This is a genomic window from Escherichia sp. E14V7 (assembly GCF_004212225.1).
Lineage (GTDB): Bacteria > Pseudomonadota > Gammaproteobacteria > Enterobacterales > Enterobacteriaceae > Escherichia.
In genome coordinates, this window is record NZ_RHJJ01000002.1 from 160,296 (window position 1) to 172,794 (window position 12,499).

The 12,499-nt window shown below is 51.0% G+C and carries 11 protein-coding genes and 1 pseudogene; 4 read left to right on the forward strand and 8 right to left on the reverse strand.

What is annotated here, in order from left to right:
* Positions 1-54: 54 nt before the first annotated feature.
* Positions 55-531 carry a transcription elongation factor GreB gene (gene greB / locus D9741_RS03320; RefSeq protein ID WP_000856744.1) on the reverse strand — a complete coding sequence of 159 codons (477 nt, stop codon included), beginning with the start codon at positions 529-531 and terminating at the stop codon, positions 55-57.
* Positions 532-758: 227 nt separating this feature from the next.
* On the opposite strand from greB, the gene ompR reads away from it, so the two are divergent.
* Positions 759-1,478, forward strand: a complete 720-nt coding sequence (ompR, locus tag D9741_RS03325; protein ID WP_001157751.1) for a two-component system response regulator OmpR — start codon at positions 759-761, stop codon at positions 1,476-1,478.
* Complete coding sequence (envZ, locus tag D9741_RS03330) at positions 1,475-2,827, forward strand: two-component system sensor histidine kinase EnvZ (protein ID WP_130217662.1); 1,353 nt, start codon at positions 1,475-1,477, stop codon at positions 2,825-2,827. Before ompR ends, envZ begins: the two co-directional genes overlap by 4 nt.
* 30 nt (positions 2,828-2,857) lie before the next feature.
* On the opposite strand, the gene nadS is transcribed toward envZ, so the two are convergent.
* The 3 genes and pseudogenes from nadS to pckA all read right to left on the reverse strand — a co-directional run bounded on the left by nadS (position 2,858) and on the right by pckA (position 5,079).
* Positions 2,858-3,154: a NadS family protein gene (gene nadS / locus D9741_RS03335; RefSeq protein ID WP_130208987.1), complete on the reverse strand. Its 297-nt coding sequence runs from the start codon at positions 3,152-3,154 to the stop codon at positions 2,858-2,860.
* A gap of 58 nt (positions 3,155-3,212) precedes the next feature.
* Positions 3,213-3,395, reverse strand: a pseudogene (locus D9741_RS03340) (type II toxin-antitoxin system RelE/ParE family toxin); the annotation flags it as partial.
* A gap of 61 nt (positions 3,396-3,456) precedes the next feature.
* Complete coding sequence (gene pckA, locus D9741_RS03345; protein ID WP_130208983.1) at positions 3,457-5,079, reverse strand: phosphoenolpyruvate carboxykinase (ATP); 1,623 nt, start codon at positions 5,077-5,079, stop codon at positions 3,457-3,459.
* 378 nt (positions 5,080-5,457) lie between these two features.
* Between pckA and D9741_RS03350 the strand changes: the two genes are divergently transcribed.
* Positions 5,458-7,182, forward strand: a complete 1,725-nt coding sequence (locus tag D9741_RS03350) for a DUF4153 domain-containing protein (RefSeq protein ID WP_130217660.1) — start codon at positions 5,458-5,460, stop codon at positions 7,180-7,182.
* 130 nt (positions 7,183-7,312) lie between these two features.
* On the opposite strand, the gene hslO is transcribed toward D9741_RS03350, so the two are convergent.
* From hslO to igaA, 4 genes are all read right to left on the reverse strand, one after another.
* Positions 7,313-8,191: an Hsp33 family molecular chaperone HslO gene (gene hslO / locus D9741_RS03355; protein WP_130217658.1), complete on the reverse strand. Its 879-nt coding sequence runs from the start codon at positions 8,189-8,191 to the stop codon at positions 7,313-7,315.
* 24 nt (positions 8,192-8,215) lie between these two features.
* On the reverse strand, positions 8,216-8,617 hold the full coding sequence (gene hslR, locus D9741_RS03360; protein ID WP_000660487.1) for a ribosome-associated heat shock protein Hsp15: 402 nt from the start codon (positions 8,615-8,617) through the stop codon (positions 8,216-8,218).
* Between the two features lie 10 nt (positions 8,618-8,627).
* Positions 8,628-9,296 carry a GMP/IMP nucleotidase gene (gene yrfG, locus D9741_RS03365; protein WP_130208977.1) on the reverse strand — a complete coding sequence of 223 codons (669 nt, stop codon included), beginning with the start codon at positions 9,294-9,296 and terminating at the stop codon, positions 8,628-8,630.
* A 64-nt stretch (positions 9,297-9,360) separates the two neighbouring features.
* Positions 9,361-11,496, reverse strand: coding sequence for an intracellular growth attenuator protein IgaA (gene igaA / locus D9741_RS03370; protein WP_130217656.1), 2,136 nt, complete (start codon positions 11,494-11,496; stop codon positions 9,361-9,363).
* Between the two features lie 321 nt (positions 11,497-11,817).
* Between igaA and nudE the strand changes: the two genes are divergently transcribed.
* Complete coding sequence (gene nudE / locus D9741_RS03375) at positions 11,818-12,378, forward strand: ADP compounds hydrolase NudE (RefSeq protein WP_126511443.1); 561 nt, start codon at positions 11,818-11,820, stop codon at positions 12,376-12,378.
* Positions 12,379-12,499: the final 121 nt, after the last annotated feature.

Below are 12,499 nucleotides of genomic sequence, written 5' to 3' on the forward strand. Positions count from 1 at the left end.
ATACGGACTGGCTGGCAAAAATGCCAGCCATCGGCAGGAGGTTAAGACTCTTCCTTACGGTTTCACGTACTCGATAGCATTAACATACCAGCTCGCTTCCCCGGCAGGGGTATTCACCACCGCCAGATCGCCCACCTCTTTTTTCAGCAATGCGCGGGCCATCGGGGAATCGATAGAGATGTAGTCTTTACGGCCAAAGATTTCATCATAGCCGACGATACGGAAACGGTGAGTCACGCCATCGTCGTTTTCAATCTCTACCCACGCGCCAAAGAAAACTTTGCCTTCCTGCTGGGGCGAGTAATCGACGATTTTGAGATTTTCCATGCATTTAGTGAGATAGCGCACACGACGGTCGATTTCACGCAGGCGCTTTTTATTATACTGATAGTCAGCGTTTTCGCTGCGGTCGCCCAGACTTGCGGCCCAGGTCACCTTCTTTGTGACTTCCGGGCGCTCTTCACGCCAGAGATAATTTAGCTCTTGTTTGAGTTTTTCATACCCTTCCCGGGTAACCAGGGGCGTTTTCATCTCGTTGATTCCCTTTGTCTGTTTGATAATGCGCACATTGGGTATAACGTGATCATATCAACAGAATCAATAATGTTTCGCTGAATAAATTGTATACTTAAGCCGCTGTTTAATATGCTTTGTAACAATTTAGGCTGAAATTCATACCAGATTTAGCTGGTGACGAACGTGAGCTTTTTTAAGAATACACGCTTACAAATTGTTGCGAACCTTTGGGAGTACAAACAATGCAAGAGAACTACAAGATTCTGGTGGTCGATGACGACATGCGCTTGCGTGCGCTGCTGGAGCGTTATCTCACCGAACAAGGCTTCCAGGTTCGAAGCGTCGCTAATGCAGAACAGATGGATCGCCTGCTGACTCGTGAATCTTTCCATCTTATGGTACTGGATTTGATGTTACCTGGTGAAGATGGTTTGTCGATTTGCCGACGTCTTCGTAGCCAGAGTAACCCGATGCCGATCATTATGGTAACGGCGAAAGGGGAAGAAGTTGACCGTATCGTTGGCCTGGAAATTGGTGCTGACGATTACATTCCAAAACCGTTTAACCCGCGTGAATTGCTGGCCCGCATCCGTGCGGTGCTGCGTCGTCAGGCGAATGAACTGCCGGGCGCGCCGTCACAGGAAGAAGCTGTGATTGCTTTCGGTAAGTTCAAACTTAACCTGGGGACGCGTGAAATGTTCCGCGAAGATGAACCGATGCCGCTGACCAGCGGTGAATTTGCGGTCCTGAAGGCGCTGGTCAGCCATCCGCGTGAGCCGCTCTCCCGCGATAAGCTGATGAACCTTGCCCGTGGCCGTGAATATTCCGCAATGGAACGTTCCATCGACGTGCAGATCTCTCGTCTGCGCCGCATGGTGGAAGAAGATCCGGCACATCCGCGTTACATTCAGACCGTCTGGGGTCTGGGCTACGTCTTTGTACCGGACGGTTCTAAAGCATGAGGCGATTGCGCTTCTCGCCACGAAGTTCATTTGCCCGCACGTTATTGCTCATCGTCACCTTGCTGTTCGTCAGCCTGGTGACGACTTATCTGGTGGTGCTGAACTTCGCGATTTTGCCGAGCCTCCAGCAGTTTAATAAAGTCCTCGCGTACGAAGTGCGTATGTTGATGACCGACAAACTGCAACTGGAGGACGGCACGCAGTTGGTTGTGCCTCCCGCTTTCCGTCGGGAGATCTACCGTGAGCTGGGGATCTCTCTCTATTCCAACGAAGCTGCCGAAGAGGCCGGGCTGCGTTGGGCGCAACACTATGAATTCTTAAGCCATCAGATGGCGCAGCAGCTGGGCGGTCCGACGGAAGTTCGCGTCGAGGTTAACAAAAGCTCGCCTGTTGTCTGGCTGAAAACCTGGCTGTCGCCCAATATCTGGGTACGTGTGCCGCTGACCGAAATTCATCAGGGCGATTTCTCCCCGCTGTTCCGCTATACGCTGGCGATTATGCTGATGGCGATTGGCGGGGCGTGGCTGTTTATTCGTATTCAGAACCGACCGTTGGTCGATCTTGAACATGCTGCTTTGCAGGTCGGTAAAGGGATTATTCCGCCGCCGCTGCGTGAATATGGCGCTTCGGAGGTGCGTTCGGTTACCCGCGCCTTCAACCATATGGCGGCTGGTGTTAAGCAACTGGCGGATGACCGCACGCTGCTGATGGCGGGGGTAAGTCATGACCTGCGCACGCCACTGACGCGTATTCGCCTGGCGACCGAGATGATGAGCGAGCAGGATGGCTACCTGGCAGAATCGATCAACAAAGATATCGAAGAGTGCAACGCCATCATTGAGCAGTTTATCGACTACCTGCGCACCGGGCAGGAAATGCCGATGGAGTTGGCGGATCTTAACGCGGTGCTTGGTGAAGTGATTGCTGCCGAAAGTGGCTATGAGCGTGAAATTGATACCGCGCTTTATCCTGGCTGCATAGAAGTGAAAATGCATCCGCTGTCAATCAAACGTGCGGTGGCGAATATGGTGGTGAACGCTGCCCGCTATGGCAATGGTTGGATCAAAGTCAGCAGCGGAACGGAGCCAAATCGCGCCTGGTTCCAGGTGGAAGACGACGGTCCGGGTATCGAGCCTGAACAGCGTAAGCATCTGTTCCAGCCTTTTGTCCGCGGCGACAGTGCGCGCACCATTAGCGGCACGGGACTAGGCCTGGCGATTGTGCAGCGTATCGTGGATAACCATAACGGGATGCTGGAGCTTGGCACCAGCGAGCGGGGCGGGCTTTCCATTCGCGCCTGGCTGCCATTACCGGTAACGCGGGCGCAGGGCACGACAAAAGAAGGGTAAATAAACGGGAGGCGAAGGTGCCTCCCGTTTTTAGATTGTTTTCAATTGATTGATAATGAAAGGATTCGCTTGCAAAAGCAGGAGCAATTTTCGAGGTGCTCCGGTAGGTTGACGGCGTTTGGTTTCCCAGCTTTTTACCAGGTCGTAACTCACCCCCACGGCGACAGCGAAATCTTGCTGACGTAAGCCAGTTGCTTCACGGATCGCTTTTACATCGATTTCGCTAAAAGTATGGACGTGTTCTGGCTCAGGCGTTTTTTCACCCTTTTCGATGCGTACCATTTCTTCTGCGCTGGCAAGAAGATCAGCAAATAATTCGTCTTTCATCTATTTCCAATGCCTCCGTTGGCGTTGCGGCCGTGATGGGATTTGTTGAGCTTCAACATTAAAGCCGCTTTTCGGACAATAGTTTCAATGCCTTTTTTTGTTCTTCTGTTAAATCATCCTGTTCATTTTTAGGATAAATCAATGCCAGATAAATTCGGCCATTGCGTGTCACGTTGTAATAAATTATCCGAATGCCGCCCCGTTTCCCCATTCCAGAACGGTTCCAGCGAATTTTTCTGAAACTGCAGATATAAAAAAACCCCTTATCCGTTTGGATAAGGGGTCAGTGAAATATTAACCGATTACAGCTTAGGACCAGCCGCTACCAGCGCGGCACCTGCAGGGGTGTCGGTGTATTTATCGAAGTTGTCGATAAACAGTTTCGCCAGCGTTTCGGCTTTTTCCTGCCACTGTTCCGGGGAAGCGTAGGTGTTACGCGGATCGAGGATCTTCGTGTCTACGCCCGGCAGTTCGGTTGGGATCGCCAGGTTAAACATCGGCAGAGTGAAGGTTTCTGCGTTATCCAGCGAACCGTTGAGGATGGCGTCGATAATGGCGCGGGTATCTTTAATGGAGATACGTTTGCCAGTGCCGTTCCAGCCAGTGTTAACCAGATATGCCTGCGCGCCCGCTGCCTGCATACGTTTTACCAGCACTTCTGCGTACTGAGTCGGGTGCAGCGACAGGAATGCCGCGCCGAAGCAGGCAGAGAAGGTTGGCGTCGGTTCGGTGATGCCACGCTCTGTACCAGCCAGTTTGGCGGTGAAGCCTGAGAGGAAGTGGTACTGAGTTTGATCGGCAGTCAGGCGAGAAACCGGTGGCAGTACGCCAAAAGCATCTGCGGTCAGGAAGATAACTTTAGTCGCGTGGCCCGCTTTGGAAACTGGCTTAACGATGTTATCGATGTGATAGATCGGATAAGAAACGCGGGTGTTCTCGGTTTTTGAACCATCATCAAAGTCGATGGTGCCATCTTCACGTACAGTGACGTTTTCCAGCAGTGCATCGCGACGGATAGCGCCATAGATTTCTGGCTCTGCTTCTTTCGACAGTTTAATGGTTTTCGCGTAGCAGCCGCCTTCGAAGTTAAACACACCGTCATCGTCCCAACCGTGCTCGTCATCGCCAATCAGACGACGTTTCGGGTCGGTGGAAAGGGTGGTTTTACCGGTGCCGGAAAGGCCGAAGAACACCGCAACATCGCCTTTCTCGCCAACGTTGGCGGAGCAGTGCATAGAAGCGATACCTTTCAGCGGCAGCAGGTAGTTCATCATTGAGAACATCCCTTTCTTCATTTCGCCGCCGTACCAGGTGCCACCAATCAGCTGCATGCGCTCGGTGAGGTTAAACGCCACGAAGTTTTCAGAGTTCAGACCCTGTTCTTTCCACTGCGGGTTGGTGCACTTCGCGCCGTTCATGACGATAAAGTCAGGTTTGAAACCTTCCAGCTCTTCATCACTCGGGCGAATAAACATGTTCTTGACGAAATGCGCCTGCCAGGCCACTTCGGTGATGAAACGTACGGAAAGGCGAGTATCCGGGTTAGCGCCACAGAAAGCATCAACCACGAACAGGCGTTTGCCGGAAAGCTGTTTGGTCACCAGGCCTTTCAGATGCTGCCAGGTTTCCGGAGAGAGAGGTTTGTTGTCGTTCTTACCTTTGCCTTTGTCTGCCCACCAGAAAGTATCGCGAGTGGTATCGTCGCGGACGATATACTTATCTTTTGGTGAACGCCCGGTGAAGATCCCGGTATCCACGGCAACGGCACCCAGATTAGTTAACACCCCGCGCTCATAACCTGTCAGGCTCGGATCGAGCTCTTCCTGATACAGCAGGTCGTAGCTTGGGTTGTAAACGATATCATGAACGTCACTGATACCATAAGCCTCGAGTTCTTGCGGGGTCAAACCATTGTTAACGCGCATTTCACTGCTCCTTAGCCAATATGTATTGCCTGAATAGTAAAGTCTTTTTGGGGGTGTTAACCGCGACAAGGCTCATAGATTTACGCATCTGGAGAAATTCATATTTGACAAAAAACTCCGTGATTCCTGTCACGAAACGGTTGCTATTATCGCAGAAATGGCATTCCAGGTGTGGAAAATGTTCCTAAAAGGTTAAAAGTTAGTTTAATTGGCCATTATAATGTGAGTTAAATCTCATTCCTGATTGAAATTTATGCAAAATCAATCAGTAAAGTATCGATTCACCACCGCAAAATTTTTTGTAAATTTTTCTTAAAATAAATATTAGTACTGCCTGAATGCAATAATTAACCTTCCTTTTGATTCCGGATCACGAACATGGATAACGTTGAACTTTCACCTGCAACACGGTGGGGAATGGTCGCCACTGGATTAATCCAGGGGCTGGTTTGCTATTTTCTGATAACCTGGCTGGCTGTGGACAATAACAACTGGCTTGTTTACGGCATTCCTGCGACCGTGGCGCTTTCATCCGTTTTGTTATTCACCGTGGAATCCTTCAAACAGAAGCGTTTGTGGGGGTGGCTGGCGCTGGTATTTATTGCCACCCTGGCGATGAGCGGCTGGCTGAAATGGCAAATTGATGGCATGAGTCCCTGGCGAGCGGACCAGGAACTCTGGGAATTTGGTTGTTATCTGCTGTTAATGGCGATGTTGTTATTGCCCTGGATACAACTGAATTTGCACGACAGAAAAGAGCAAACGAACTATAGCTTTTTTTACCAGTCAGCGTGGCATAACGCTCTAATATTGATGGTGATTTTGATCACTAATGGTCTGACATGGCTGGTACTTTTACTGTGGAGTGAGTTATTTAAACTTGTTGGCATCACGTTTTTCAGTATCCTCTTTTTTTCAACCGACTGGTTTATTTATCTTACGCTGGGCCTGGTTACCGCGCTGGCAGTCATTCTTGCGCGGACTCAATCGCGGTTAATCGCCTCTATTCAAAAGCTCTTCACGTTAATCGCCACAGGTTTGCTACCACTGGTTTCACTGCTGACGCTGCTGTTTATTATCACTTTGCCCTTTGCTGGTTTGAATGCGATTTCCCGCCACATCTCCGCCGCTGGGCTGCTTTTAACTCTGGCCTTTTTGCAGTTGCTCTTAATGGCCATTGTCCGCGATCCGCGAAAAGCATCGCTTCCCTGGACTGGCCCATTGCGTTGCCTGATAAAAATGTCTCTGCTGGTGGCGCCGCTCTATGTGCTGATCGCCGCCTGGGCTATATGGATGCGGGTCGCTCAATACGGCTGGACTACCGAACGCTTGCACGGCGCACTGGCGGTGGTGGTGTTACTGGTCTGGTCGCTGGGGTATTTCGTCAGTATTGCCTGGCGTAAAGGGCAAAATCCCCTTGTTCTTCAGGGCAAAGTGAACCTTACGGTTTCGTTATTGGTGCTGGTGATACTGGTGCTTCTTAATTCGCCGGTGCTGGACAGTATGCGCATTAGCGTGAACAGCCATATGGCGCGTTATCAGAGTGGCAAGAACATGCCAGACCAGGTAAGTATCTACATGCTCGAACATAGCGGTCGCTATGGACGTGCAGCGCTTGAGTCGCTGAAAAGCGATGTCGAGTATATGAAAGACCCGAAACGCAGGTGGGGTCTGCTGATGGCGTTTGATGGAGTGCAACGTCTTCAGCAGCAGATATCGGAAAAAGCATTAGCTGATAATGTATTTATTGCCCCAGGTTCTGGAAAGCCGGATATGACATTCTGGTCGGCAGTGATGAAAAATCGCTATAACGCAATGATATGTATTGAAAAAGATGCCTGCGTGCTGGTAGAGCAAGATCTGAATAGTGATGGTAGGGCAGAGCGGATCCTGTTTGCCTTTAATGATGAAAGAGTCATTGTCTATGGTATTGATCCTGCCGGGAAAGAATGGAAAGAGATTACGATGAGTTCACTCCCGCGTGTAATAACGAAAGAGAAATTACTCACAGCGGCGAAGAATGGAAAACTGGGGACGAAGCCTAAGGTGTGGCGCGATCTTACGGTGGATGGTGAAACGCTGGATTTGAATCTGAATGAGTGACAGCGCGTTTGGATGCTGCGCCTTATCTTACCTGCGATAAATTGCATTTAATCCGTAGGCCAGATAAGCGCAGCGCATCAGGCAATTTAGTTATGATATCCGGCAGAGTCACCTCTGCCGGACATGGCGATTAATGAACCTGCGGATCTGCCGGAGACGCATTGTTGCGGATCTCGGCAATATCCATTGCATTGAACAGATAGTGGTTACCACAGTAATCACAATGCATGTCAATTTCGCCTTCTTCCGCGAGGATGCTATCAACTTCTTCATCCGGCAGCGTTTTCAGCGCGCCTGCGCAACGTTCACGCGAGCAGGTGCATTTGAATTCAACATCCTGCGGATCATAAACCGTCACCTCTTCTTCGTGATACAAACGCCACAAAACTTCGTTTGCCGGTAACGTCAGCAGCTCTTCAGTTTTGATGGTTTCGGTCAGCGTCGCCAGGTGGTCGAAGTCGTCTTGCTGGGCATTTTGCGCAGGCATTACCTGCAACAACATACCGCCCGCAGCCGGTTTGCCATCTACGTCACCGGTGCGAATAAACAGGCGCGTCGGCAGCTGTTCAGAACGCATAAAGTAATCTTCCAGGCAAGTCGCCAGGGTATCACCTTCCAGACCAACTACGCCCTGATAGCGTTCGCCTTCGCTCGGGGTAATGGTGATCACCACGTAACCATTGCCAACCAGCGTTTTCAGGTCGGCATTTTCTGGAATTTCGCCCTGCACGCGCGCCACACCGCGCATCTGCTGTTTGTTGTTACCGTTAATAACCGCCAGATTCATCGGACCGTCGCCTTGCAGCTGTACGGTGATATCACCATCAAACTTCAGCGTAGCGGTCAACAGGCTGGTCGCGACCAGCAGTTCTGCCAGCACGTTTTTCACGGGCTGCGGATAATCGTGATTCTCAAGGATCTGTTGCAGGGTTTCCGAAACGGTTACCAGTTCGCCGCGAACGGCAAAGTTTTCAAACAGATAGCGATGTAATTGGTCATGTTGCGGCATAATCATCTCTCTTGCAGGTGACAGTTATTCACTGTCGCCGTGTTTAAATCGTAACAGGTCGCGGCGCTCTTTTTTGTCCGGGCGCCGGTCCGGGTGCGGCATGGTTAAGGCATTAAGTTTACGTGCCAGCGCCATTTTTTCGCGTTTCTCTACACTTTCCGCAGTCTCTTCATACAGCAAGACCGCCTCGCTGGCGGGGCGACGCTGTTCAGTAATCGCCTTTACAATCACCGTTCGTTCGTCATTTCCCTGGCGCAGCGTGAGCGTGGCATTCAGCTCGACGATTTTACTCGGCTTGCTGCGTTGCCCGTTGTAATGCACCTTACCGCCTTCAATCATTTCGCGGGCCAGCGCGCGGGTTTTATAAAAACGGGCGGCCCATAGCCATTTATCCAGTCGAACCTCAACAGCCGGTTTTTCTTTCATGGCGTCTCCTTCACATTAGCGAGGGGATCAGGCGGCGGTAGTCATTCAGTGACGGATGGCGTTCATACTGTTTTTCGGCTATTCCAGAGTCAGGGTTGGTGACGCCGAGACAGTAACGAATACCAAATTGCGCGGCAGCATCGAGAATGGCTTCGCTGTCATCAATAAACAGCGTTCTTTCAGCTTTCAGACCCGTAGCTTCGGCCACCGCATGCCATAACCGCTGATCCTCTTTCGGATAACCAAATGTGTGGGTGGAAAGTAATAAATCAAGGTGTGCGTCCAGACCCGTATGCTCAAGTTTAACGGCCAGGTTATGTGGATGGGCGTTAGTGAGCAAAATTCGCTGCTTGCCGCTGGCTTTCAGCGCTTCGAGAAACGGAATAGTATCTTCACGCAACACAGCACGCGGCCCCATCTCGGTGGTCATCGCACAGATATCCAGACCCAGTTGCTCGCTCCAGTAATCAAGACAGTACCAGTTTAGCGTATGCTGCACGTCGTGATATTGCCGGCGCATATATTCCATTGCTTCCTGTGGCGTAACACCGTTTTTCGCGCCCCATGTTTCAGGCACCAGCTTTTGCCAAAAATAGTTATCGAAGGCGAGGTCGAGCAACGTGCCGTCCATATCCAGCAGAACGGTGTCTACGTCCTGCCAGGCAATGTTGATATGCATGGGGGAAATCTCCAGAGTGAAGCAATTTGCGCGACAGGGTAGCATAACCTGCCGCGCAAACGTGTTATTCGATGAGGCTTTCTGAAGACGTGAGCAGCGTCGGATTCAGGCAGCTTTCGTAATACTCCTTAATCTCCATCATGCGGGTGCGATGACGCTGGTAACGACGCCAGGCCTGCACGCCATTATAGATGGCACAGCCGAACATCGTCAGTAGCAGTAATGTGGTGCCGAGATAGCGCCACAGGCCAGAACGGTCCGGAATAGGGTGCAAGCTGATATGCTGCGTACCGTTGGCATCGGTGAAAATATTGGTGACGATCCCCTCGGCGTTAAACGGTGTATGCATCAACATTTGCGCCAGCTTCTGGAAAGCGTTCCATTGTTCTTGCGCCGGGTAGTCATAAAGCGAGGCTGCTGGCCACGGTTGATCGACAAAATCGCTGCCTTCGTCGCTGACAATCAGGAAGCCGCCAGGCGCTGGGCTATTCAGTGATTGTGCCGCTCGCGCCGTTTCATGAGTGATAAACGGTGCGGTGGAAGTCGCCACCAGATTATCCAGCGATTCTGCGCTCACCGGGCGGAGTAATACATTCACACCATCAAGTTTTCCTGCGTTGGCGCGTTTTACCAGTGCGTCCCAGTCCTTACTGTTGCCGAGATTCACCAGCGCATTTTTCAACCGAACACAATCATCTTTGGCGGCACAGAGATCGGCGGTCTTCAGTACGATGTCGCCAAAGTCATCAAGCAAAACCATGCCGGATTTCTGAATTGCTGAACGCAATGTGGCGCTGACGCGAGATTCATCATCCGGTTTCGGGTGCAACTGGCGGTTTACTGCTTCGGTCAACGCCGTAGCTTTGTTAACCAGTTCCGATTCTGGTAATGGCAATGAACGGGCGTCATTCCAGATGATTTGCGAGCAGTCAAACGGCAAAAACGGTGAATTGGTTTTCGCGCTCCAGGTGCCGGAAGTGCGGATATTACACATGCCTGTACCACTTAGACGTAAGGTATCGCCTACGCGTACGCCAGCGTCCGCAAGTTGTTTAACACTGGTGGCCTCAATAGTCTGCGCGCCTTTCATCCACGAGAGAGTGAATTTCAGCGGCATATCCAGTGGGATCCAGAACAGCAGCATAAACAAGACTATCAGCGAACCGGCTGCGATAACCGTGCTGCGTAGCCAGTGTTGCAACGGGAAGTTTTTTACTTCGTCATGTAGCGAAAGATAGCGCCCCTGGCGCACGACGTGACGGTCGAGGTAGATATCTATATCGGTTTGTTGTCCGAGATCCTGGGCAATGTAAGGTTGCCAGTGCGCGGGGTAGACCAGATCGATAATACCAAGCGAAATATTGTTAATCTGTTCCTGAGAGTTTTCACCAAACAGCCCCCAGCGACGCGGTGTCCCGCGCAGGCAGTGGATTTCCCTTAGGGAAGATTTGGCAGGTGGCGCATATAATCCCCACAGGCCCGCGCCCAGCAGCAGTAGCGCGCCGCCAACCAACCACGGGACAAATACATCTGGGGTCACCAGGCAGAAATAGAACATCAGGAATGAGGCGACAATCAGCAGCGCTTCCCGCAATCCTCGTGGGCGGCTAAGTGCATACTCTTCGTGCGTTTCCTGGCGAATGTTGAGCAACTCAATTTGTTCGCTCTCTTCACCGCGAATCGATGCCTGTGTTGATGGAATAGGTTGTAACGTGTAACCGCGAGTCTCCTGCATATACTCTTGCAGCGTATGGCCGTTGAGTGAAATGACTAATGGGAGTGAGTCGGTATAAATCAGTTCAACGGTGTTTTCGTCGTTGATGTACTGCTCCCAGAAAGGCGGCAGGTGGACTTCTACCGAGTCAAGGTAGTAGCGCCATTTATTGGGATCGTCGGTAGAGATGCCATAACGTGTGATAGCGTGCGTCAGCATCATCACATTATTGCTTTCGGCGTTCAGCGTCAGAGAGACAGGCGCCGTGCTGGCACCCGTCGGGCCGGGAACCTGCAAAATCTGCGTCAGGCTCTCGAGATAATTTTCAACAGCGCTACGTTCTTCCGGAGTGAGTTTGCGCGTTTGCGCATCAGCGAAGGCGTTAGCCCAGGGCAATTGTCGCCGCCTGGTGCGGGTTTTTATCAGCCATCCCGCAAGTAGTGAGCAGGCCAGCAAAGCAGCTAAAAAAATCACAATGGTGCTCATGCTTTCCCCATCTTACTTAATTTGTCAGGCGTGATTATTCGCACCCTGGACACAATATAGGATTCTGCGGTTGGCTATCGGCAAGCGTGGAGTTGAACTTGAGCATCATTAAGCGCATCCCAGTAACCGCTGATCATAGCAAACCCTCTGAGGGCGGAATATCAGCAAATTCCTGGAGTTATTTCAACCTATTGACTTTTAATTTGATTTGAGAACGATTATTTATCAGGTTGCATAAATGTAAATAACATGCAATTCACATTGCCGAAACGGTGTCCGATATCGCACAATAAATACTGATTTCACTGCAAAGATTCCACAATGAGAAAATCATTACAAAAACCCACCATTCTGAATGTTGAAACTGTAGCCCGTTCCCGACTGTTTACCGTCGAAAGCGTGGATCTGGAGTTCAGCAATGGCGTGCGGCGTGTTTATGAACGAATGCGTCCAACCAACAGGGAAGCGGTGATGATTGTGCCTATTGTGGACGACCATCTGATCCTGATTCGTGAGTATGCGGTGGGAACTGAATCCTATGAGTTAGGGTTTTCGAAAGGGCTGATTGATCCCGGTGAAAGCGTCTACGAAGCAGCTAACCGCGAGCTAAAAGAAGAAGTGGGATTTGGTGCGAACGATCTGACTTTTTTGAAGAAACTCAGCATGGCGCCGTCTTACTTTTCCAGCAAAATGAATATTGTGGTGGCGCAGGATCTCTACCCGGAGTCGCTGGAAGGCGATGAGCCAGAGCCGCTACCGCAGGTTCGCTGGCCGCTGGCGCATATGATGGATTTGCTTGAAGATCCTGACTTCAATGAAGCGCGCAATGTCAGTGCGCTGTTTCTGGTACGTGAGTGGTTGAAGGGGCAGGGGCGGTTGTAAATATGTAGAGCTTGCCTGATGCGCCATGCTTACCAGGCCTACGGGATTCCTGCAATGTATTGAATTTTCAATGTGTTGCATGCCGGCTAAGGCGTTCATGCCGCATCCGGCATGAACAACG